19 protein-coding genes and 1 pseudogene are annotated in these 23,194 nt (G+C 35.6%); 12 read left to right on the top strand and 8 right to left on the bottom strand.

The window, feature by feature from the left end:
• Positions 1-25 precede the first annotated feature (25 nt).
• From rpoD to CIGNP109_RS00280, 5 genes and pseudogenes are all read right to left on the bottom strand, one after another.
• Positions 26-1,888, bottom strand: coding sequence for an RNA polymerase sigma factor RpoD (gene rpoD / locus CIGNP109_RS00260; RefSeq protein WP_086224065.1), 1,863 nt, complete (start codon positions 1,886-1,888; stop codon positions 26-28).
• Positions 1,889-2,046: 158 nt separating this feature from the next.
• Positions 2,047-3,501: a 2-methylcitrate dehydratase gene (gene prpD / locus CIGNP109_RS00265; RefSeq protein WP_086227766.1), complete on the bottom strand. Its 1,455-nt coding sequence runs from the start codon at positions 3,499-3,501 to the stop codon at positions 2,047-2,049.
• A gap of 9 nt (positions 3,502-3,510) precedes the next feature.
• Positions 3,511-4,638, bottom strand: coding sequence for a citrate/2-methylcitrate synthase (locus CIGNP109_RS00270; protein ID WP_086227767.1), 1,128 nt, complete (start codon positions 4,636-4,638; stop codon positions 3,511-3,513).
• Positions 4,635-5,519 (bottom strand): methylisocitrate lyase, encoded by an 885-nt coding sequence (prpB, locus tag CIGNP109_RS00275; RefSeq protein ID WP_086227768.1) that lies wholly within the window; start codon positions 5,517-5,519, stop codon positions 4,635-4,637. Before prpB ends, CIGNP109_RS00270 begins: the two co-directional genes overlap by 4 nt.
• Positions 5,520-7,426 (bottom strand): annotated as a pseudogene (locus CIGNP109_RS00280) (propionyl-CoA synthetase); the annotation flags it as partial. It lies immediately after the preceding gene.
• Positions 7,427-7,668: 242 nt separating this feature from the next.
• Here CIGNP109_RS00280 and CIGNP109_RS00285 point away from each other — a divergent pair.
• From CIGNP109_RS00285 to CIGNP109_RS00340, 12 genes are all read left to right on the top strand, one after another.
• On the top strand, positions 7,669-8,592 hold the full coding sequence (locus CIGNP109_RS00285; RefSeq protein WP_086224070.1) for a hypothetical protein: 924 nt from the start codon (positions 7,669-7,671) through the stop codon (positions 8,590-8,592).
• Between the two features lie 201 nt (positions 8,593-8,793).
• The gene (locus CIGNP109_RS00290) at positions 8,794-10,080 is read left to right on the top strand and encodes a major outer membrane protein (protein WP_086227769.1); all 1,287 of its coding nucleotides are present in this window, start codon (positions 8,794-8,796) and stop codon (positions 10,078-10,080) included.
• Between the two features lie 210 nt (positions 10,081-10,290).
• Entirely contained in the window at positions 10,291-10,863 is a 573-nt protein-coding gene (locus CIGNP109_RS00295) for a c-type cytochrome (RefSeq protein WP_086224072.1), read from the top strand.
• A 45-nt stretch (positions 10,864-10,908) separates the two neighbouring features.
• Positions 10,909-11,094, top strand: coding sequence for a major outer membrane protein (locus CIGNP109_RS08350; protein WP_442861885.1), 186 nt, complete (start codon positions 10,909-10,911; stop codon positions 11,092-11,094).
• 51 nt (positions 11,095-11,145) lie between these two features.
• On the top strand, positions 11,146-12,264 hold the full coding sequence (locus CIGNP109_RS00305) for an ABC transporter substrate-binding protein (RefSeq protein WP_086224073.1): 1,119 nt from the start codon (positions 11,146-11,148) through the stop codon (positions 12,262-12,264).
• A gap of 346 nt (positions 12,265-12,610) precedes the next feature.
• A complete protein-coding gene (locus tag CIGNP109_RS00310; RefSeq protein WP_086224074.1) occupies positions 12,611-13,660 on the top strand; it encodes a flagellar basal body P-ring protein FlgI in 1,050 nt (349 codons plus the stop codon).
• Complete coding sequence (locus tag CIGNP109_RS00315) at positions 13,660-13,953, top strand: rod-binding protein (RefSeq protein ID WP_179186957.1); 294 nt, start codon at positions 13,660-13,662, stop codon at positions 13,951-13,953. The genes CIGNP109_RS00310 and CIGNP109_RS00315 overlap by 1 nt, the downstream gene beginning before the upstream one ends.
• Positions 13,954-14,013: 60 nt before the next feature.
• On the top strand, positions 14,014-14,214 hold the full coding sequence (locus tag CIGNP109_RS00320) for a flagellar biosynthesis anti-sigma factor FlgM (protein WP_086224076.1): 201 nt from the start codon (positions 14,014-14,016) through the stop codon (positions 14,212-14,214).
• 37 nt (positions 14,215-14,251) lie between these two features.
• The gene (gene flgN, locus CIGNP109_RS00325) at positions 14,252-14,695 is read left to right on the top strand and encodes a flagellar export chaperone FlgN (RefSeq protein WP_086224077.1); all 444 of its coding nucleotides are present in this window, start codon (positions 14,252-14,254) and stop codon (positions 14,693-14,695) included.
• 1 nt (position 14,696) lies between these two features.
• Positions 14,697-16,553, top strand: coding sequence for a flagellar hook-associated protein FlgK (gene flgK / locus CIGNP109_RS00330; RefSeq protein WP_086227770.1), 1,857 nt, complete (start codon positions 14,697-14,699; stop codon positions 16,551-16,553).
• Positions 16,553-17,326 (top strand): TIGR02757 family protein, encoded by a 774-nt coding sequence (locus tag CIGNP109_RS00335; RefSeq protein WP_086227771.1) that lies wholly within the window; start codon positions 16,553-16,555, stop codon positions 17,324-17,326. Before flgK ends, CIGNP109_RS00335 begins: the two co-directional genes overlap by 1 nt.
• A 50-nt stretch (positions 17,327-17,376) precedes the next feature.
• Complete coding sequence (locus tag CIGNP109_RS00340; RefSeq protein WP_086226512.1) at positions 17,377-18,591, top strand: glutamate-5-semialdehyde dehydrogenase; 1,215 nt, start codon at positions 17,377-17,379, stop codon at positions 18,589-18,591.
• Here CIGNP109_RS00340 and CIGNP109_RS00345 read toward each other — a convergent pair whose 3' ends face one another.
• Genes CIGNP109_RS00345 through trpS form a run of 3 tightly spaced genes read right to left on the bottom strand, consistent with a single transcriptional unit; the run spans position 18,592 to position 23,192 of the window.
• Entirely contained in the window at positions 18,592-20,958 is a 2,367-nt protein-coding gene (locus CIGNP109_RS00345; RefSeq protein ID WP_086227772.1) for a tetratricopeptide repeat protein, read from the bottom strand. It abuts the gene before it with no gap.
• Positions 20,959-20,969: 11 nt separating this feature from the next.
• Complete coding sequence (gene serS / locus CIGNP109_RS00350; protein WP_086226510.1) at positions 20,970-22,214, bottom strand: serine--tRNA ligase; 1,245 nt, start codon at positions 22,212-22,214, stop codon at positions 20,970-20,972.
• Between the two features lie 9 nt (positions 22,215-22,223).
• The gene (gene trpS / locus CIGNP109_RS00355) at positions 22,224-23,192 is read right to left on the bottom strand and encodes a tryptophan--tRNA ligase (protein WP_086227773.1); all 969 of its coding nucleotides are present in this window, start codon (positions 23,190-23,192) and stop codon (positions 22,224-22,226) included.
• Between the last annotated feature and the right edge of the window lie 2 nt (positions 23,193-23,194).

Genomic DNA, 23,194 nt, shown 5'->3' on the forward strand with positions numbered 1-23,194 from the left:
TTCAAAGCACATAACCCTTGCAAATTTACCCCTCAATATAGTTTTTTAGTTTGCGACCAACTTTTGGGTGTTTTAGCTTTTTGATTGCTGAGCTTTCAATCTGTCTGACACGCTCTCTAGTTACATTTAATTCCTTGCCAATCTCTTCAAGAGTTCTATCGCTCTCATCATCTAATAGACCAAATCTCATTCTAATTACAGCTTTTTCTCTATCATTTAACTGGTCTAAAACTTCATCAATTTGCTCTTTTAAATCAGCTTTTAATATTGCTTCCATCGGGCTTAATGCGCTTCTATCCTCTACAAAGTCACCATATTTACCATCATCTTCGCTACCTATTGGAGCTTCTAGGCTTATTGGCTCTTTGGTGATTTTGATAACTTGCTTAACCTTATCTACACTTAGGCCAACCTCTTTAGCAATAATTGAAACATCTGGTTCTTTGCCTTCTTCTTGGACATATTTTCTATTTATCTTATTAATTCGGTTAATAGTTTCAATCATATGGATTGGAATTCTAATAGTTCTAGCTTGATCAGCGATAGCTCTGCTAATAGCTTGTCTTATCCACCATGTGGCGTATGTGGAGAATTTAAATCCCTTTTTATACTCGAATTTATCCACAGCTTTCATAAGGCCTATATTGCCCTCTTGGATAAGGTCTAAAAACGGCAACCCACGATTAGTATATTTTTTGGCTATGCTGACAACTAGGCGTAAATTTGATTTTGCCATTTTGGCTTTAGCGTCATCGCTGATATTTTTGCCTTTTTTGATCTGATTTAAGATATTTTTTAAATCTTTTGGATCTAGGTTAAAGCCGGTTTTGCTCGCTTCTTTGGTTTGAAATAGCTTTTTGATCTCCATATATGTAGATACCATTGTAGCTTCTGGGACTCTAGTTATTATATCTTCTTTGCTTAGTTTAGTGATATCTTTTAAGATTTGTTGGTGATTTTTTCTTAATTCAGCGCTAAACATCGGAAGTCTATACTCAAGCCTTTTAAGCTCTTTATCAAAGTCAGTATCGCTTTTTAAAGCAGTTTCAATAGATTTTACAATCTCATTGATTAATTTGCTAGTTGGACCTAAATCCATTAATTTATCTTTTAAGACCTTTTTTTTGAATGTTAAATTTAGTTTTGCACTTAGATCAACTTCATTTTCTATAGAGATATTTTGTTTTGAAGCGATTTTTAGCCAATCTTTTTTAGCTTTTTCAAGTGCTTTAAAGCTCTCTATTACCTTTTCAGCTCTTTTATCAAGCTTTTTAGGCTGTTTTTGTGTCTCATTTGACTCATCATCTTCTATGTAATCCTCTTCGATATCATCGTCATTTTCTTCATCGGCTTCTTCCTCATCAAAGCTTCTAAATAGCTCTTTAACTCGGCGCTCTCTATTGATTAATGGCTCTTTATAGTCTAAGATAAAATCAATTAGATATGGAACAGAGCAAAATGCATCAATGATAATATCTTCGCCTAGTTCGATTTTTTTACTAATTTCAATTTCCTCTTCTTTGCTAAGAAGTGGGATCTGTCCCATCTCACGCAGATACATACGAACAGGGCTATCTGAGCGACTCCACTCAAGTAGATCGCTCTCGCTACTTAGGTCAAATTCATCCTCTAAATTAGCTTCGCTAGCTTTTTGCGGGTCGGTTATAGCGGATTTTTTTGCTTCTTGAATGGTCTTTTGCTTAGCAGCTTCTACAGCGCTTATAAGCTGAATTTTGTGTAATTCAGCTAGGGATTCTATCTTTTTGATCAGTCCTGCGGTTGGGGCTTTGTCAAATAGTCTTACTAACTGCTCAAATGTTACATAGCTTTTTGCATTTTCACGAAATAGCTCTTCAATTTGCGCAAACATCTCTTTGGCTGCACTCATCAAAATATCCTTTGTATAGGCAAAATAAAATTAAGAATTATACCCAAAAATTGATTAAATAAATTTGAAATTAATAAAATAAAATATAAATAAGATTATAGAGTGGATTTTGCGAATTTGGCTTAAATTTAGCCTAGGAGCAATCCTAGGCTTTTAGATTATCCTAGCCAAAATAGATCGCTAAATTCATTGAAATTATAGCTCTCTAAAAGCTTTTGATTATTTACTAAATCTTCTATTATTTGGCAAGTTTTTGGGCTAAATTTTGTAGCTAGATTGGCTTTAAATTTAGCTTTTAATAGTGGAATTCCCTCATCTCTTCTTCTTTTGTGTCCGATAGGGTATTCTACTTCTACTTTTTTGGATTTTGTGCCATCTTTGTAGTAGATTTCAACTGCGTTTGCGATACTTCTTTTATCGCTATCTAGATACTCTTTTGTGTATCTTGGATCTACTTCTACTACCATTTTATCTCTTAGGGCATCGATGCGTGGATCTTTGGCTACGCTATCTTCATAATCATCAGCCACTAATCTGCCAAATATCAAAGGCACAGCCACCATATATTGGATACAATGGTCACGATCGGCAGGATTAGCTAATTCGCCGGTTTTATTTATGATTCTATGGCCTGATTCTTGAGTGGTGATTACTATTTTTTCTATCTCATCTAGGCGATCTTTGACCTCATTATGAAGTGCCATAGCACACTCAACTGCTGTTTGAGCGTGGAATTCAGCTGGGAAGCTAATTTTAAATAGCACATTTTCCATTACATACGAGCCAAATTCTTGTGGAATTACTAGCTTTTGGCCTCTCATTTTGACATCTTCAAATCCCCAGAATTTCGCACTCAAAGCTGATGGATAGCCCATTTCACCTGTTTTGGCTTTTAATGCTAGATCCACCCCACGACTAGATGCATCGCCAGCAGCCCAGCTCTTGCGACTACCTGTATTTGGTGCGTGGCGATATGTTCTTAAGGCTCCACCATCTATGAAGGCATTTGATACTGCATTGCGAATTTCATCATAGTTACATCCTAAAAGCTTAGCCGCAACCGCAGTAGAGGCGATACGAACTAATAAAACATGATCTAGTCCAACTTTATTAAAGCAGTTTTCAAGTGCTAAGATACCTTGAATTTCGTGTGCTTTTATCATAGCTTCTAAGACGCTTTTGACCTTTAATGGGGCTTTGCCTTGAGATAAATTTTTGCGACTTACATAATCAGCCACCGCCCAAATAGCACCTAGATTATCGCTTGGATGTCCCCATTCAGCCGCTAGCCAAGTATCATTATAGTCGAGCCATCTTACCATAGCTCCTACATTAAAGGCCGCACGAATCGGCTCAAGTTGATATGAAGTGCCTGGAACTTTGCTACCTAATGGGCGAAATTCCGCCCCTTCAACACTTGGCCCAAGCAGTTTAGCGCAAGCTGGATATTTAAGGGCCAAAATCCCGCATCCTAAGGCATCAATCATAGTATATTTAGCCGTTTCATACGCTAACTCGCTAGTAATCTCAAAGCTATCAGCATATTTTGCGATTTTACTTAGCAACTCATCAAATTCAGGGCGTTTAGCCTCTAATATTCCCATATTACTCATTTTCTCTCCTTATCTTTGGTGTATTTGTATAAATTTCATTGGCTCAGGTCCTATGTAGTTGCTACTTGGGCGAATGAGCTTGTTATTAGCTCTTTGTTCTTTTATGTGAGCGCACCAGCCACTTACTCTACTCATTATAAATATAGGGGTGAAATACTCAGTTGGTATCCCCATAAAGTGATATGCTGACGCACTATAAAAATCCGCATTTGGCGGCAAACTAGGGCGTTTTTCTTTCATTACACCCTCAATGGCTTCACTAATAGCAAATAGCTTGTGATTATTGCTTAGGGCTTTTGACCATTTTTTGATAACGGCGTTTCTAGGATCACCGCCAACTCCATAAACCCTATGCCCAAATCCCATTAATAGCTCTTTATTAGCTAGTTTTTGATTTACTCCATTTATAGCATCTTCTACATTATCAAAGCTAGAAATTAGCCCAAATGCCGCCTCATTAGCCCCACCATGAAGTGGCCCACGAAGAGCGCCTATAGCACCAGCAACGGCCGAAAAAATATCGCTTTTTGTAGAGGCACAAATCCTAGCCGTAAATGTAGATGCGTTAAATTCATGCTCAGCATATAAAATTAGTGAGCAATGCATAGCTTTTACAAATTCAGCCGGTGGCGTTTTTTGGTGTAATTTTTCCAAGAAATACCCAGCTATGCTATCTTCTTTACTCTCAAAATCTATCTCTTTACCGCCATTTATATAGTTATGCCAAAAGCAAATAACGCTAGGAAGGACACCAAGAAGGCGGATAATCTTATCATCTTGATCGCTAAAATCATCTTTTTCAGCCTCTAAAGTTCCAAGCAAAGCAACAGCACTTTGGCATACATTCATCGGATGAACGCCTTTTGGTATGAGCTTTAGCATAGCTTTAAGCTCAACGCTAAGAGGGCGAGATGCTATAATTTTGCTTTTATAATCTTTTAACTCATTTGCGTTTGGAAGTTTAGCATATTGTAATAAATATGCAACCTCTTCAAATTCACAATGTTCTGCTAAATCCTCAATAGCATAACCATAATAATTCAACCCATTGCCAGTTCCGCAAGTACATATCGCACTCTCACCGGCTATAACTCCAGCTAATCCGCCTTGTTTTTTTGATGCTTCGCTGATACTCATTTTTTATCCTTTGCAAATAGTTGGTCTAATTTATTTTCAAATTCATAATAATCTAACATTTGATATAGCTCTTCACGAGTTTGCATGATATCTAAGACATCTTTTTGATGGCCGTTTTTGATAATGCTATTAAAGACTTCAACGGCGGCTTTATTCATCGCTCTATTAGCTGAAAGTGGATATAACACCAGTTTTATACCTACACTTGCTAGCTCACTTTGGGTAAAATATGGAGTTTTGCCAAATTCAGTTATATTAGCTAAAACAGGCACTTTAAGAGCCTTTGTATACTCTTTATACTCTTCTAAGGTATGGACAGCCTCAGCAAATATCATATCAGCCCCAGTAGCTTCATATGCTAAGGCTCTCTCTAGAGCTTTTTGCTGACCCTCCATAGCGTGTGCGTCTGTTCTAGCCATGATTACGAAATTCTCATCAGTTCTAGCATCTAGGGCAGCTTTTAATCTATCTGTCATTTCAGATATGCTTACAAGCTCTTTATTTGGTCTGTGCCCACAACGCTTTTGAGCTACTTGATCTTCTATATGGCAAGCGGCCGCTTCGGCTTTTATAAGCTCTTTTATTGTTCTAGCTATATTAAAAGCACCACCAAATCCAGTATCAACATCCACCAAAAGCGGAGTATCTACTCTTGAAGTTATGCGTCTTACATCGATTAAGACATCTTCAAGGCCTACAATCCCAAGATCAGGCAGACCATAGCTAGCACTAGCTACGCCACTACCTGATAGATATATAGCTTTTGCTCCAAGCTTTGTAGCTTGAAGGGCGCTATATGCGTTTATAACACCTAATACCGCAAGTGGGTTATTTGAATTTACAGCTTCTCTAAAGCTTTTTCCTGGACTTTTTATACTCATTTTTTCTCCTTTATTATTGGGTAACCTAATGTCGCAATCACCTCTTTACAATGATCTAAGACGCTAGGATCTTCTATTGTTGCTGGAATTTTGCATTCAACGCCATCTGCTAACTCTTTTAAGCTTTTGCGCAAAATCTTACCGCTTCTAGTTTTTGGCAAGGCATTAACCACGCAAGCTAATTTAAAACTAGCAACCGCACCGATCTCTTGGCGGATTAGAGCTATGGCTCCATCTACGATCCCTCTATGATCTCTTTCGATTCCTTGTTTTAAGACTATAAATCCCATAGGAACTTCACCCTTTAAATCATCATTTACACCAATTACGGCGCACTCTGCGATATCAGGATGCTTAGATATGATCTCCTCCATCTCGCCAGTAGATAGCCTATGACCTGCTACATTGATAATTCCATCCATCCTACCTAATACATATACATAACCATCTTTATCTATATAGCCTGTATCGCCTGTGAGATAGTAGCCTTTGAAGTGATCTAAATATCCTTTTCTATATCTCTCATCATTTTCCCAAATTCCCATTAAACAAGCCGGCGGAAGTGGTAATTTAAGGCATAAGGCTCCTTTTTTACCAGCTCCTAACTCTTTGCCATTTTCATCAAGGACTTTTAGATTAAATCCCGGCATTGGTTTTGTAGGGCTACCTGGCTTTATAGGCATCTCTTCTAATCCTAATGGATTAGCGACAATAGCCCAGCCGGTTTCGGTTTGCCACCAGTTATCTACTACTATCTTTTTGGTAACTTTCATTATCCACTTTAGCGTATCACTATCACATCTCTCACCGGCTACGAAGATTGCTTTAAGGCTATCTAAATTATATTTTTTAATAAGTTCGCCCTTAGAATCTTCTCGCCTAATAGCACGAAATGCAGTAGGCGCTGAGAACAATACATTTACCTTATACTCATCTACAATTCGCCAAAACGCAGCCGGATTAGGCGTGCGAACTGGTTTGCCCTCATATACTATAGTGGTACAACCATTCATAAGTGGCCCATAAACTATATATGAGTGGCCAACAACCCAACCCACATCACTAGCAGCGAAGAATACATCGCCAGGTTTGGCATTATAGATATTATCCATTGACCACTTCATAGCTACGCTATGACCGCCATTTGATCTTATAACTCCTTTTGGTGAGCCTGTGGTGCCTGAAGTGTATAAAATATATAGCGGATCAGTAGCTAACACTGGCACACAATCCACGCCTTTGGTTTTCTCTTCTTCGCTCTCCCAATCGATATCACGCCATGGGAGCATATTTGCTCTATATTGTGGTCTTTGCCAAATCAGACAAGTTGTAGGCTTATGCGATGATTGCTTGATGGCTTCATCTAAGATTGGTTTATATGGTATTATGTTGCTTACTTCGATACCGCAACTAGCACTTATCACAACTCTAGGCTTAGCATCTTCGATTCTAGTAGCAAGCTCATGAGCAGCAAACCCACCAAATACCACGCTATGGATAGCGCCTATCCTAGCACACGCTAGCATCGCAATTACAGCTTCAGCCATCATCGGCATATATATCACAACTCTATCGCCTTTGACAACGCCTTTATTTGTCAAGATTCCAGCGACTTTGGCGACTCTATCTCGAAGTTGTCTATATGTATATTTCTTCTTAGTATCAGTAACAGGGGAGTCATATATCAAAGCGAGTTGATCCCCTCTGTTATTGTGTATATGCAAATCTAGGGCGTTATAGCATGTATTCATACACCCGCCAACAAACCATTTATAGTGATCCCCACTATCATCTAAAACTTTATCCCATTCATTATACCAATGAACTTTTTGAGCAGCTAATGCCCAGAAATTTTCTGGCTCATTAATGGAGAGATCATAAGACTCTTGATAAGGGCTAGAACTCATAGTAATCCTTTCTTGTTTTGTTAGTGCAATTATAAGGGTTTAACAAATAAATTAAAATGTTAAATTTTGTTACAATTTGTAAATTTATGCTCATAAAATTTGAAAATTGCACAAAATTTATACAAAATTTAGTTAAAATGTTGCATAATTTAGCAAGAATTTTGAGATAAAATTTGCGTAAAATTTGATTAAATTTTTTAGTATGTTACGATTAGTAACATTTAATAAATATGGAGGTTAAAATGCTAAATGCGATGGAGAGATTTATAATAATATTTGAAAAATCTAAGCTATCAATGAGTAAATTTGCAACAATTTTAGGGAAAGATCGCCGAACTTTACTCTCATGGATAGAAAATAGCGATAAAAAATCCCCAAGCGATGAGGTAAAGTCGCTTATTTGCAGCCATTTTCGTTATAGTAAAGATATTTGGGAGTGCGATGAGAGCGAATTTTATCGCTATATTGATGGGCTTGATGATGGAGATTTACGCCTTATTGATGATGGTTATGAGAATTTACTAAAGTATATTTATGAAAATGAAAATGAAGGTTCGTTGATTTTACACCCTACATTTCCAAATCCAGCATATAGAGATTTTGTAACTAGTAGCGTTTATAAAGATTTTGATAGCGATGAAGCTGCACAATATCGCAAAAAGCGTGGCCTAAAGATGCGTGCATATAGTTTTGGGGCGGCTGAGTGGTATAGTATTAAGTCTTTGTTGGAGTTTTGCTTTGCAAATATTGGAAATTTCTATACAAAAGAGCAGAAAATTCAAATTCTAGAGTTGATGATTGTTACTTTTCGTGACAATCTTAATAAATCTATATATTTTTTTGATTCATATGATAAGAAAATTTATGGCCTTGATATGTTTTATCTATCGGTAAATCCTAAAGAAAAACGAATGTTTTTAAAGCTTCCTCTTGAGACTGCAATTGTTGAGATTAAAAATAGCGATCTTGTTACTAAAATACACACTCACTACACTCACGCTAAAAAATGCCCCACTCATATCGATCCAAAAGATGCAGTTATGATTATGGAGTTGATTTTAAATTCTTTAAAAGATGATGAGAGTTTAGAACAAACCTGCGATAAGATAGATAAATTTAGCCCTTATGGAGCGATTTTTAAAAAGGCAATTAGTAGAAAAGTTTAAAAATTAGTAGATTGTATATAGTATAATTGCGTTATGGGGATATGCTAACACCTATATTTTATAATTAGCCTACTTACTGCTTAAATCGCTATAAAAGAGTAAAATTTGGTAAATAGTCGGTAATAATTTGGCAAAAATTCAGTAAACATTAAGTAAAAAATCATTACAATTCTCAATCCAATATTTTAATAAGGAGATAAAATGAAATTAGTTAAACTAAGCTTAGCTGCTATTGTAGCTGCAGGTGCTTTAACAAGCGTAGCGAGTGCTGCATCACTTGAAGAAGCTATTAAAAATGTAGATGTATCAGGCTATGCAAGATATAGATTTGATAGCAAAAAAACTACAACTGTTGCAGGACAAAATACTGCAAACGCTCACAGATTTACATCTGATATAGATTTCAAAGCTGCACTAGATGATAACTTCTTTGGTGTTATCGGATTTAGATATGATAGCGTTGATGTGTCTGGTGAGAGAGCTAAAGCTCAAACCAATGTAGGCGTTAATGATAATGGCTTTGGTGAATATGGTCAAACATTCAATGTTCGCCAATTCTACCTAGGATATACAGCAGGTAACACAACTGTCCAAGCTGGTCGCCAAGTTCTAGGTACATTCTTCACTGATGATATGATAGGTACTGGTATCAAAGTTCTTAATAGCGATATCAGCGGTCTGACTCTAGCTGCTATAGCATTTGATAACCTACAAGGCAATGATGGTGATATGGGTACAAAAGCTGCAATTTTTGGTAAAAAAGCAGCCGTGAATCAGGTTACTGGCGTAGTTGCAGACGGAGAATATGTATATGATAGAAACCTATATGGTGTAGCTGCTATCGGCTCATATGATCCAGTAAGCTTCCAAGTATGGTATGCAGCTCTTGATAGTGTAGCTCAACTATATGCATTAGATGTAACAGTAGGAGCTAATCTAGGTGGTGTAGATCTAAGCCTACAAGCTCAAGCTGCTGGTTCAAGTGTATGGGCTCATAACTATAGAACAGTAGAAAAAGACAACAATGGAAATTACACATTTACTAATTTTAGTGATAATAACCTAGATGATGCTACATTCTTAGCTGTTGAGCTAGGTGCTAAAGCATTTGGCTTCGATGGTAGCGTAGGGTATGTAAATATCAATACTCAAGGCGATGGCGCTTCTCTAATTTCATTCGAAGACCAAGGAAGCTTTATCACAGCTGGTGAAGACCTACTAGATTATACTTTGTTCTCTGCTGATCAAAGTATCTACTTCGTAACAGCTGGCTATACATTTGCTGATAAAGTAAGAGTAGGTGCTGACTATGTAGGTTCTAGAGCTGAGGAAAGAGGTAATTATGTAGATGCATACGAAGCAGTAGCTAGAGTAGATTATAAATACAGCAAAAAACTTAACTTCAAAACTTGGTACTCATACATTGATAGAGACAACAAAGAAGATGATGCTAAACACCTAAGATTTGAAGCTAGATATAACTTCTAATATAATTAGGGTTTAAATCTCTTGGGGAGCCTAGATAGCTAGACTCCCTTTTTTATACTTTTTATCCATTAAGTTCAATCACAAATTCAAATTTCTTAAAGTCAAATTTAGATAAAATCATACCTTATAGTTGCTAATTAAAATTTTGCAATGTCTTATAATTGTAGTAATAGTAAATTGATAATAGCATATTAAAACAAAAGGAAAAAAATGAAAATAACAAAATGGGCGATACCATTACTAATAGCCTCAAATCTAATAGCTGCAAATGATAGCTATATAATAGAAGCTGATGGAGAGTTTGGCAAGGAGTTAAAAGCCCTAGTAGAAAAACACGCCAAAGATAATAATCTAAGCGTAAAAGTATATGAAAATAGCAATAAGCAATCATCTAAATTTGATGATGATGAAGATGATAGATTTATAAATATCGGTATAAATAAAAATGCTAATTATAACAGCGATAAAGGTAAAGAGCTATATGAGAAAAACTGCAAATCCTGCCACGGCGAAAAAGGCACTAAAAGGGCTATGTCAGTTTCAGAAAGATTAAGCGATATGAGCGGAGATGATATAGCTGACTCAATGGCTGGATATAGAGGTGATGCTCAGTATGGCGGTAGATTAAAGTATATAATGAGACCTATTGCAATTAGGATGAGTCTAAAAGATTTAGGCCATATAATAGCATATTTAAAAGGTGATAATGCCTTTGCCGTAGATGAGGATGAAAATGATGATATCAAAACTACCCCAACTACTCAAGGTAGTTATTTAGAGTAAATCAATACAAAGGTAATAAAATTAGTTAAACTAAGCTTAGCTGCAATCGTAGCTGCAGGTGCTTTAACAAGCGTAGCAAACGCTACATCACTTGAAGAAGCTATTAAAAATATAGATGTATCGTGTTATGCAAGATATAGATTTGATAGTCAAAATGCAAAACTAGCATCTTTTGAAGATACGGATAAACCTAATCATAAATTCAAATTTATTAAAGTCAAATTTAGATAAAATCTTGCTTTATCAATCGAAATTTTGTAGTAAAATATATAAAGGATACAAATGAAAAAGCTTTCATTAATTGCTTTGGCTGCTGCGGTGGCTATTAGCTCAGCTGCTGCTAAAGAGATTAAAATCGGTGTAGTTTTACCTATTACTGGTGCTGTAGCAGCATATGGTCAAACAGCATGGGCTGGTATTAAATTAGCTAACAAGCTAGAACCAACACTAAAAAATGGAGATACTATCACTCTAGTATTAGTAGATAATAAAGGCGATAAAGTAGAGACAGCTACAGCTACTACAAGATTAGTAAGCGAAGATAAAGTAAGCGGTCTAATCGGTGCAATGGTTACTGGTAACACTCAACAAGTATTACAAATCGCAGATGAAAAAAAGGTGCCTATGATAGCTCCAGCTGCCACAGCTGATAAGCTACTAGATCGTGCTAAATACGGTGCTAGAGTTACATTTATGGATTCATTCCAAGGGACTAGCTTTGCTTCATGGGCAGTAAGTCAAAATATGAAAACAGCTGTGTTAGTAGTAGATCAATCTACATCATATTCAATCGGTCTAGCAAGAGCCTTTAAAAAAGAGTTTGAAAAACAAGGTGGCAAGCTACTAAAAGAGCTAAAAATCAGTAGCGGCGATAAGGATTTTAAAGCGATAGTATCACAGATAAATAGCTTAAATCCTGATCTAGTGTATATGCCATTTTATCATCCAGAAGCTGCACTGCTAGTACGCCAAGCTAGACAAATAGGGGTAAAATCGCAATTTGCTAGTGGTGATGGTGTATCAAATGACACATTTATCGAGCTTGCTAGTGATGCATCAAATGGATATCTATATACAGATGCATTTGATAGCTCAAACCCACCAACAGCTAAATCAAAAGCCTTTGTAGAAGCATATGCAAAAGAAAATGGAGATAATAATGTCCCTGGATTTACAGCACTTGGTGCTGACTCATACTATTTAATGATAGATGCGATGAATAGATGTGCTGATGGGGCTGATAGAGAGTGCGTAAATAAAGAGATCAAAAATAGCAAAAACTTTGAAGGCGTATCAGGTATAATCAATATAGATAAAAAAGGCAACGCAGAACGCTCAATAGTAATCAAAGAGATTGCTGGCGGTAAAGCGATGTATAAAGATACTGTAAATCCTAAGTAATACTTTGAACTTTTACATAACAGGGGTACCCCACGCCAGTGGGGCTTTAGTGTTTGGTTCTTTAGTGGCGACTTTGTTGCCACGCTAAAAGAACATTAAAAAATGTTACCCCACGCCAGTGGGGCTTTTGGTGGGGCTAAAGCCTTTATTCTCGCAACAAAGCCAGCGATAGTTAGTATCGCTGTGCCTTTATGTTGCTCGGGTTCTTTAGTGGCGACTTTGTTGCCACGCTAAAAGAACATTAAAATAAATTTTATATAAGATAATCAACCTTATTAAATTTGGAATAAAAATTGCTTTACATACAAGAAATTATTTGAATTTACAAATAAAGTAAAGGACTTGTATGAAAGCGATTAAAATATTGCTTCTAGCATTATTTATGGCACTTAGCGCACAGGCTGCTATGATTAAAGAGTTAGCTAGTGTTGTAGGTGTTCGTGATAACCAACTAATCGGTTATGGATTGGTTGTTGGTTTAAATGGCACAGGCGATGGTAGTAGTAGCGAATTTACCATTCAATCGCTATCAAATATGCTTCAAACGGTCAATGTCAAAGTCGATCCAAATGATATCAAATCTAAAAATACAGCTGCTGTTATGGTTACAGCAAAGCTTCCTCCTTTTGCTCGTCAAGGTGATAATCTAGATGTTACAGTTAGTTCCATTGGTGATGCTAAAAATTTAATTGGCGGAACGCTTTTGCTTACAGCACTTAAGGGTGTTGATGGTGATATTTACGCTCTAGCTCAAGGCGCTTTAACGCTTGGTGGTTCAACTGCAAAAGGCGGAAATCATCCAACGGTTGCAACTATAATGGATGGTGCTTTGGTTGAAAAAGAGGTAGTATATGATATCTATAATAAACCAAATGCAAATTTAAGTCTAAAAAATTCAAGCTTTCAAACTGCAATAGATATGCAAAATACTATCATATCTAAATTTGGTGCTGGTTCGGCAATGGCGCTTGATCCTAGAACCATTACTTTAACTAAGCCATCTGGTATTAGTATGGTGGAGTTTTTAGCTAGTGTGCTAGAGACTGATATGAACTATAAGGCTGAAGATAAGATTATAATCGATGAGCGTACAGGTACGGTAATAAGCGGCATAAATATCAAGGTTGAGCCTGTTATAATCTCCCATGGCGCTATTACAATTCAGATTGATGGAAGCGGATTTGATCCGGCTGCACCTGCTGCTGGTGATGTAGATATCGGTAATGTAGCGATTAATACTAATACAAACACAATTAAAATGAATCAAGGAAATGTCACAGTAGCTAATATCACAAGGGCTTTAAATAAGCTAGGTGCAACACCAAAAGAGATTATAGCAATTATTGAGAATTTAAAACGAGCTGGAGCGATCCAAGCTGGCGTGGAGGTGATATGATGAGAGTAGATACTAGCGCAGCACTTAGTGCGTATAATGCTGCAAGTACGCAAAATATAGGCAATACAAAACCTGTTGATGATGTAGCGCTTAGAGAGCAAACTGATGCTTTTGAGGCATTTTTGGTTAAGGAGGTTTTAGATATTGCATTAAAAAATGAAAATCCGCTATTTCCAGAAGATCCAGGCGATAAGATTTATAACTCTATGTATAATGATGCAATGAGTAAGGCGCTAAGTGGTGGATTTGGATTTTCTGAGTTGTTATATAATTTTTTAAAAGAGAGAGCCTAAATAAAAGTTGAATTTTTCCGATTTAGCTTAAATAAAATAATTAGCTAAAAAGGATTTACAATGATAGGTTCTATAAAAGCAGGTGCTATCTATAATAGCATTGTAACACCAAAAAACGAAGAGAAAAAAAACGAACAATTAACACAAACTCAAAGTAGTGGTAACTCTAAGATAAAAGAGCTAACTGCGATGATACAAAAAGGCGAGTATAAAGTAGATATAGACGCCCTTTCTAAAAAAATCGCAGATTCTTTGGTCTAAATTTAACTGCTTCTTTGAGTAATCAAAGGAGCAAAATATGGTAAAACACTATCTAGACGAGGCTATATCGGAGCTTGGTGAATTAATAGCAATCACTAAGCAAGATATAGAAAATATTCAAAAAGCTGACCACTCACATGTAGATGACCACAGCAAGAAAAAAACCGAATTAGTCCGAAAATTTGAAAAAACTAAATCTCAGCTTGATAATGAATTAGTCAAACTAGCTCAAGCTAATGCTGGCACAGATTTAGCTAGTATATTATCTGATGAGATAAAAGATAGATTAGCTCAATTAAGAGACTCATTAGAAACTCTCCAAAAATTTAATAAAGAGTATGCTAAATCAGTAGTTGTGGTCAAAGAATTCTATGACTCACTACTAAAGACGATGCTAGGCGCACAAAATCCAAGCTCATATGGAGATGGGACAAAATCTAGCCTAGCAGATGCTGAAAAACTACTAAAATTAAGGATTTGATATGGGAATTTTTGATTCTTTATACACAGGCGTGAGCGGTCTAAATGCAGCTCAAATTCAAATTCAAGTAACAGGGCAAAATATCACCAATGTAAATAGTGATTACTATACTCGCCAAAGGGTGGTTCAATCAGCTGCTAATCCGCTTCATGCAACTCCTGGCGATATTGGGCTTGGAACTAGAGTTGATACGATTGTAAGGATTCATGATGAATTTACCTTTACTAAACTAAAAACTGCATCATCAAATAAAGAGTGTACATCTTATAAAGAGGATATTTTAAAAGAGATTACTCAAAGATTTCCAGATTTGCAAGATACAGGGTTACTAAATGATATCCAAAACTACTATCAAGCGTGGAATAATTTTGCTTCTCACTCATATGAATCTAGTCAAAAAGAAAATTTGCTAAATATTACAAATACGCTAACTCATAGAGTAAATGATACTGCGCTTCAGCTACAGACTATACATAAAAGTATAAATGATGATATCGTAATAGCAGTAGAGGAGATAAATCGCTTAGGTCAGCAAATAGCAGATATAAATAGGCAAATTCAATCAGTTGAGGGTAAAAGTGGCTCAGTTAATGCTAATGATCTAAGAGATAAAAGAGACCAGCTAGAATCTACAATGGCAAATTTAGTTAATATCTCAACATTTAAAAATGATATTATGTCTGATAGTAGATATGGTGGTGCAATGACTGACCAAGGCAAAGATTATACTCTAGCAATTGATGGTATAACGCTTGTTGAAGGGGTAAATTTTCACCCATTAAAGCTAGATACGCAGGCTTCTAAAGATGGATTTGCTACTATATACTATGAGTTAAATGATGAAACTAGAGTAGAAATGAGTAATAAAATCACTAATGGCAAACTAGGTGCTATGCTTGATTTGCGTGGTAGAAATGTAGATGAGCATGGTGAATTTATGGATGGAACTATTACTGATTTTAGAAATAACCTTGATACATTTGCTCAAACTATGATTGTTCATACTAATAATATCTATGCGTTATCAGCTCAAGATAAGATGCATAGTATAGATTTAAAAAATATGGATAAGGATATGACGCTACAAAACTATAGCTCATATATACAAAGTGGGAGCTTTGATGTAGTTGTCTATAATGCTTCAGGCAAAGAGGTCGCTAGAAAATCTATAAATATCGATGCATCAACTACTATGAATGATACAACACAAGGAACATCAATCGTTTCGCAGTTTAATTCAAATGTCGATGGTAATGGCAATAATAATACAAATGATGATTTAGATGATTATTTTGAGGCGATTTATACATTTGATCCAAAAATAGGAATGGGAAAACTAGGCTTTATTCCAAAAGGTGCTGAGGGCGAATATACAATCTCAATTGAAGATAATGGGACAAATTTTGCTGGTGTTTTTGGTATGAGTCAGTTCTTTGAAGGAACTAAAGCATCAAATATGCAAGTTGAACAAAGTCTAAGAGCTGATAGTTCTAAAATACAAGGTAGCAAAGCTCCAATAGATGGCGATAATACTATGGCAAATGAGATGGTATTGCTACAAACTAAACAAGTAGATTTTATCAATAAAGATGGCAGTATAAAAAATGAAACAATCAGCGGATATTATCGTTACTTAACATCAGATATCGCTGGTAGAACTGAATCAGTAATAGCACTAAACTCAACTAATCAATCTCTATATGCTAGTGTATATGCTGAGCATCAAAGCATTAGCGGGGTAAATATTGATGAAGAGTTATCAAATTTAATTCGTTTTCAAAGTAGCTATGGCGCAGCAGCAAAGATTATAACTACAGTCGATCAGATGTTAAATACGCTCCTATCTACAAAACAATAATGAATAGACTAAAACTCGCCCTAGATGATGAACTCTCTAGGGCAAATACTACAAATGGCCTTTATAGTGCTGCTGATCCACTTCAAATCGCTACTAAATTTAAAACCGATCCAGTAATAACGCTTATTTGTGCGCTTTTTGCTTATGGTAATGCTAGGGCAATTGTGAAGTTTTTAAGTGGATTGGATTTTAATATTTTAAGTTTAAGCGATAAGGATATTTTAGATATTACTTTGGAGAAAAAATATATCTATAGATTTCAAAATAGCTTAGATGTGGCGCAAATTTTTGTAACGATGGCAAGAGCTAAAAGGGAGTTAGATTTAGAAAATATAATACAAAAAGGTTCTCAAGATAGTGCTATTATTTATGGTATAAATATGCTTATTAATGAAATTTATAAGCTTAATGAGTACCGCTCAAGTGGGTATGAGTTTTTCTTTGGTAAAGAGTTTAAAACTGAACCTAAAAGCCCATATAAACGCTATAATATGTGGCTTAGATGGATGGTAAGAGATAGTGATATTGATCTTGGATTATTTAAAAATATTAGTAAATCAAATTTAATCTTACCGCTTGATACACACACTCACAAAGTAGCTCAAGCAATTGGTCTATGTAGCCGCAAAAGCTATGATTATAAAGCAGCTAAGCAGATTACTGATAATTTAACTCTATTTGATCCAAATGATCCAATTAAATATGATTTTGCTTTATATCGCATAGGTCAAAGCGGTAATTTACAAAAATTTTTAGAACGCATAAAAGGGTAAATTTAATAAAAACTTGCTAATATAATAGCTAAAAATTAAGCGAGTAAAATATGGAAAATAGACTAAAAGAGTTAAAAAAAGCTACTAAAAAATTACAAATTTTAAATCAAAACCAAAGAGCAAATTTAATACAAAAAATAGCTGATGCAATAGAGAATAATATAGCTAAAATTATAGAGGCTAACGCAATAGATTTACAAAATGCTAAGGATTTAAGTCCAGCTTTGCAAGATAGATTAAAACTAGATGAAGTGCGTATAAAGTCTCTTGCAGATGGGATTAGAGATATAGCAATGTTAAAAGATCCAATTGGTAAAATTCACGATGGCTGGAGTGCTAAAAGCGGATTAAAGATAGAAAAGATTAGCGTTCCACTTGGCGTGATTGCTATGATATACGAATCTAGACCAAATGTCACAGCCGAAGTAGCTGCTCTTGCTATTAAAAGTGCTAATGGCTGTGCATTAAAGGGTGGCAAAGAGGCTATAAACTCAAATTTAGCCCTTGCAAGTATAATCAAAAATAGCCTAGGTGAGTATGGTGGCTGTATAGAGTATTTTGATATTAGCAGAGATGAGGTACTAGAGTTTATTAGAATGGATAGATATATAGATTTAGTAGTTCCTAGAGGAGGGGAGGGGCTGGTAAAATTTGTAAGTGCTAACTCCTCTATACCTGTATTAAAGCATGATAAGGGAGTCTGTCATATCTATGTTCATAAGGCTGCAAATATTCAAAAAGCATTAGATATCTGCGTAAATGCCAAATGCTCTCGTCCAGGTGTTTGCAATGCTGCTGAGTGTGTGCTAGTTGATGAGAGTATTGCTGCTGATTTCTTGCCACTATTAAAAGCTAGACTTGATAAATTTAGTGTAAAAATTCACGGCTGTCAAAAGAGTGTTAATATAATAAATTGCTTTGAAGCTACAGACAAAAGCTATTATAATGAGTATTTAGATTTTGAGCTGAATTTAAAAATTGTAGGTAGTTTGTATGAGGCGCTAGATCATATTGATGAATATAGTAGCGGACATAGTGAAGCGATTATAAGCGATGATTATGCTGCTTGTGAGGAATTTTTAAGTCGTGTTGATAGTGCGTGCGTCTATGCAAATGCCTCAACTAGATTTAGCGATGGGGGAGAGTTTGGCTTTGGCGCAGAGGTTGGTATTAGCACTTGTAAAATGCATGCTCGTGGTCCTGTAGGCGTAGATGAACTAACGACTTACAAATATATTATTAGAGGTCAAGGCCAGATTAGATAACTACTCTAGCCTAAAGGTGAAAAATTGGCTTTGATATTTGCTATCACCTAATCCACTATACTGTGTGATGGCTGCGTCAATATTTCCAACTTCTTGATATAAAAATCCAAGTGCTAGCCTAGCCTCGCTATAGGTTGGGTTAGTAAGTTTAGCAAGTTCAAGATAAGCGATGGCACTATCAGGATGATTTGCCCCAATACTTGCAACGCTGGCTAAAAATAGCGTGTTTGCATCCTCTTCTTTTTCAGTATTTACTAGCTCATTATAGATAGTATAGGCCTCTTCATAGTGTCCTGTAAATAGACTTAAATATGCTAATGTGTGTAAAATATCCTTAGTATTATCAGATGAGATTTTTAAGTCTTTAATAATACTTTCACGCTCTATATTTAGCAATCCTGCGATTTGTAAAAGTTTAATATATTCAGTTTTGATAATGGTTGCACCGCCATAGAGAGTACCTTTATCTAGTTTGGTTGTTAGGAATTTAACCTGGATATCTTTAGCGTAGTTTTTGATATTTTTTACATCAAAACGAGTAACTGAGTAGATTATGTTAGTTAGTACATCGTTTGGTAGCTTTTGGTTTAGCTTATCAGTAGCTAAGATTACGATATCATTTCTATCTGTAATATAGGCACATATAATGTTAAATACGATATTTAACACGCTTTCATTATAGTTTTTATCTAGCCAATCATTTAGTGCGCCTTGATTTCCTTGGGTTAGCTGAATCATTGCTTTATAGATATTATCTTGGTCTAGATTTGTATCTGTATCCATTGTATCCATTACTTCTTTTGTAAGGCGCTTAGCATCTCTGCCTATCATTTTAGCAGCCATTATAGCGTATGCGCCAGCTATGTAGTTAGATGGATCTAGGTGATAGCTAGTTACAAAGTGCTTATATGCTTGGGCAAAATCACCTAACTGAGCAAATGTAAGAGCTAGGTTAAACTGAACAATTGAGTGGTTTGGATATAGTTTTGTAATCTCTAAAAAGTCGCTATTAGCTTCTCTTAGTTTATTATTTAGCGCTTTAAAAATTGCTTGAGATAGCATTACATTAGCTTTAGATACTATACCACTAGTCTCTAGATACTCATCAGCTATACTACTTTCATCAACAAATAGGCTCAGGCCACCTTTTCTTATATATTCGATTGTTTGCTTAGGATTAAAGGCCTTGTATGGAGTGAAATAAAATAGAATTTGATAAAGGCTATTTTGGTCAAAAAATTTAGTTAAATCATAGTTATTTTGGGCTAAATTTATATCAAAAAGCTCTGGATTTAAAACTGTCTTAATAGGATATGTATCACGTACAAAAGTGGAGTTAAAATCATTTAACATTTTTAAAGTTTTAGCTGCTGAGCCAAATTCTCCTGTTTTTAAATCAATTAGCGATATGGCTAGATATGTTGATGGAGCATTTTTTTCATCAACTAGCGCTTTATTTAGATACTTTTTAGCCTCTTTATACTCTCCAAGTCGTGCATGAAGAAGTCCAAGAGGCAGGCTAATATCATAATCTTCAACTGCTTTAATAGCTTGAATAGCCTCTTGATCTTCGTGAAGGTAGCTTAGGATTTTTGATCTAAGATACTCTTTTTGGCTGGTATAGTATTTTGAATTTGATAAATCTAAAGCATGTAAAGCTTCTATATAGTAGCCTCTATAGTAGTTTACAAGGGCATTATAAAACTCATATAAATTGACATCACTATCTCTATTTATAAAGGCATTAGCTAAATCAATATAGTATTCAAAAAGCCTTTCATCATTAATTTCTAGTGCGCAAACGGCTAAATTTATAGCACTTACGGCTATATTTTCATTATTAGCAATAGCATCTTTAAATGAATTAATCGCATCTTTAAATAGCCCTTGATTCATCTTTGATACGCCTAAGTTGTAGTTTGATAGAGATTCGTTATAAACAGCAATATTTTCATATATTTTTAGAGCTTCGGCTTTGTTCCCGCTCTCGTAGAGTTTGTTAGCTTTAATTAACATACTATCTATTTTTGAGCTTTGGAATTTTTGAGTTATGGTTGGCGGTGTGATAAGTTTTGGCTCTTCTAACTCTATAACTTGTGATTCTGGTTCATCTGAGCCAGAAAATGCCACAATTAAAGCAGTAATGAGTAAAATAAAAATTAAAATGCTAGCGCCAATTAGCATTAAAAGCTTTTTGGTTAGTTTAAATTTAGATTTAGCCCCCTCAGACTCTTGAGGTGTCTCCTCCTTTGTCTCTTGCTTTTGCTCCTTGACTCTCTCATCAGAAGACTCTATTGGAATTATATCTTCATTTGGGTCTTTTTCTTGGATTACTACTTCTTGTTGTTCTTTTAACTCATCTGCCATTTAAATTCCTATTAGAAATATTTTTTGAGCACTTCTGGAATTGTTATGCTACCATCGCTATTTTGATAATTCTCCATTATAGCAATTAGCGTCCTACCAACTGCTAAGCTAGAGCCATTTAGCGTATGTGCTAAGATATTTTTCTTATCATCTTTATATCTGATTTTGGCTCGTCTAGCTTGAAAATCACGAGTATTTGAAATAGAGCTAATCTCTCTATATTTACCCTGACCTGGTAGCCAAACTTCTAAATCAATTGTCTTAGCCGCACTAAAACCCAAATCCCCACTACACAACATCATATGGCGGTGTGGCAAACCAAGAGCGCTTAGCATATCACTAGCACAGCTTACCATCTCATCTAGCATAGCTTCGCTTTGATCAGCTTTGGTGATTGCTACTAGCTCTACTTTTTCAAATTGATGCTGTCTTATCATTCCCCTAGTATCACGACCTGCACTTCCGGCCTCTTGCCTAAAGCAAGATGAGTAGCAAGTCATCTTAATAGGCAATTTTTCAGCAGGGATAATCTCATCATTATAGATATTAGTTACTGGTACCTCACTAGTAGGGATAAGATATAGATCCTCTCCATCTACCTTATATAAATCATCGGCAAATTTAGGTAGTTGGCCTGTGCCATAAAGGGTATTAGAACTTACCAAAAACGGCACATTAACAAGCTCAAATCCACGGCTCATATTAAAATCAATCATGAAATTCACAAGAGCCCTTGATAACCTAGCCCCATCACCCCTAAGAATTGTAAATCTACTCCCTGATATCTTAGCCCCAGTAGCAAAATCTAGCCAACCAAGCGCTTCGCCTAGCTCATGATGCTCTTTTGGCTTAAAGTCAAATTCCCTAGGACTCAAAACGCTCAATATACAGACATTATCATCTTCATCCTTACCTAATGGGACATCATCATCAATGATATTTGGCACACTTTTGGCTATTTTTTCTAAATTTAATTCTAGCTCACCTACTATACCTAAGAGTGATTGAAGCTCTTTTTTGTTAGCATCTAGCTCTGATTTTAACTCGCTTATATCCTCTTTATTTTTAGCTTTTATGCCTAATTCCTTGCTTTTTGCATTTTGTATGGCTTGGATATTTTCTAGCTCAAGCCTTTTGGATTTAAGGTTATTGTAAGCTTCTAAAAGTTTAGCTAGCACCCCATCATCTACTTTTTTGGCTTTTAATTTGGCATTTAATTCATCATAATTTGTCTCGATTAATCTTAAATTTATCATATTTTTTCCTTAGTAAATTCCCACAGCATCTCTAACTTTTGCCATAATCTCATTAGATGTTTTTTTGGCCTTTTTAGCACCGTGATGTAGTATATCTATAATCTCATTTTGATTATTCATATAGTATTGAAATTTCTCTCTAGCAGGGGCAAAATAGTTCCATGTAAGCTCATTTAAATACATTTTAAAATGGCCATAACCTTCACCGCCTTTACTATATCTATCTTGTAAATTTGCTTGTTCTTGTTCATTTAAAAATAGTTTGGCAATTGCGTAAATATTGCAGTTTTGCCAATCTTTTGGCTCTTCTAAAGGAGTACTATCAGTTACAATTGAGCTACACTGTTTTTTTAGTGTTTTAGCATCGCTGAATATATCAATTGTATTTTTATAGCTTTTACTCATTTTAGCTCCATCTGTACCTGGTACGGTAGCTACATTTTGAGCAACTTGTGCTTCAGGTAGAGTAAAAATTTCCCCATAAGCGTTATTGAATTTAAGCGCTAAATCTCTAGCTATCTCTACATGCTGAATTTGATCTTTACCTACTGGAACTTTTTGAGCATTAAATAATAATATATCAGCAGCCATTAACACTGGATAACTAAACAGCCCGTGATGAGCCTCTAATCCTTTGGCAACCTTATCTTTATATGCGTGTGCTCTCTCTACCAATCCCATTGGAGTAAGCTGAGATAGTATCCAGTAAAGCTCTAATACATCTTTGATATCACTTTGCACCCAAAATGTAGAACGCTGCGGATCTATCCCTAAAGATAAAAAGGCAGCCGCAGCTTCTAATGTATTGGCTTTTAGGCTTTTTGCATCGCTTAGAGATGTCATTGCGTGGTAATTAGCTACAAATATAAACATCTCATCATCGCTATTATTTTGTTTTTCAATCATAGGTTTAATGCTAGCAAAGTAGTTGCCTAGATGAAGTTTGCCAGAGGGCTGAAGTCCTGTTAGAATTCTCAAAT

This window comes from Campylobacter sp. P0109, assembly GCF_002138755.1.
GTDB classification, from domain to species: Bacteria; Campylobacterota; Campylobacteria; order Campylobacterales; family Campylobacteraceae; genus Campylobacter; species Campylobacter devanensis.

What these genes read in the sequence shown, in the direction of transcription:
- rpoD (WP_086224065.1), bottom strand. Translation starts at nt 1,888, where the DNA reads ATGAGTGCAGCCAAAGAGATGTTTGCGCAAATTGAAGAGCTATTTCGT.
- prpD (WP_086227766.1), bottom strand. Translation starts at nt 3,501, where the DNA reads ATGAGTAATATGGGAATATTAGAGGCTAAACGCCCTGAATTTGATGAG.
- CIGNP109_RS00270 (WP_086227767.1), bottom strand. Translation starts at nt 4,638, where the DNA reads ATGAGTATCAGCGAAGCATCAAAAAAACAAGGCGGATTAGCTGGAGTT.
- prpB (WP_086227768.1), bottom strand. Translation starts at nt 5,519, where the DNA reads ATGAGTATAAAAAGTCCAGGAAAAAGCTTTAGAGAAGCTGTAAATTCA.
- CIGNP109_RS00285 (WP_086224070.1), top strand. Translation starts at nt 7,669, where the DNA reads ATGCTAAATGCGATGGAGAGATTTATAATAATATTTGAAAAATCTAAG.
- CIGNP109_RS00290 (WP_086227769.1), top strand. Translation starts at nt 8,794, where the DNA reads ATGAAATTAGTTAAACTAAGCTTAGCTGCTATTGTAGCTGCAGGTGCT.
- CIGNP109_RS00295 (WP_086224072.1), top strand. Translation starts at nt 10,291, where the DNA reads ATGAAAATAACAAAATGGGCGATACCATTACTAATAGCCTCAAATCTA.
- CIGNP109_RS00305 (WP_086224073.1), top strand. Translation starts at nt 11,146, where the DNA reads ATGAAAAAGCTTTCATTAATTGCTTTGGCTGCTGCGGTGGCTATTAGC.
- CIGNP109_RS00310 (WP_086224074.1), top strand. Translation starts at nt 12,611, where the DNA reads ATGAAAGCGATTAAAATATTGCTTCTAGCATTATTTATGGCACTTAGC.
- CIGNP109_RS00315 (WP_179186957.1), top strand. Translation starts at nt 13,660, where the DNA reads ATGAGAGTAGATACTAGCGCAGCACTTAGTGCGTATAATGCTGCAAGT.
- CIGNP109_RS00320 (WP_086224076.1), top strand. Translation starts at nt 14,014, where the DNA reads ATGATAGGTTCTATAAAAGCAGGTGCTATCTATAATAGCATTGTAACA.
- flgN (WP_086224077.1), top strand. Translation starts at nt 14,252, where the DNA reads ATGGTAAAACACTATCTAGACGAGGCTATATCGGAGCTTGGTGAATTA.
- flgK (WP_086227770.1), top strand. Translation starts at nt 14,697, where the DNA reads ATGGGAATTTTTGATTCTTTATACACAGGCGTGAGCGGTCTAAATGCA.
- CIGNP109_RS00335 (WP_086227771.1), top strand. Translation starts at nt 16,553, where the DNA reads ATGAATAGACTAAAACTCGCCCTAGATGATGAACTCTCTAGGGCAAAT.
- CIGNP109_RS00340 (WP_086226512.1), top strand. Translation starts at nt 17,377, where the DNA reads ATGGAAAATAGACTAAAAGAGTTAAAAAAAGCTACTAAAAAATTACAA.
- CIGNP109_RS00345 (WP_086227772.1), bottom strand. Translation starts at nt 20,958, where the DNA reads ATGGCAGATGAGTTAAAAGAACAACAAGAAGTAGTAATCCAAGAAAAA.
- serS (WP_086226510.1), bottom strand. Translation starts at nt 22,214, where the DNA reads ATGATAAATTTAAGATTAATCGAGACAAATTATGATGAATTAAATGCC.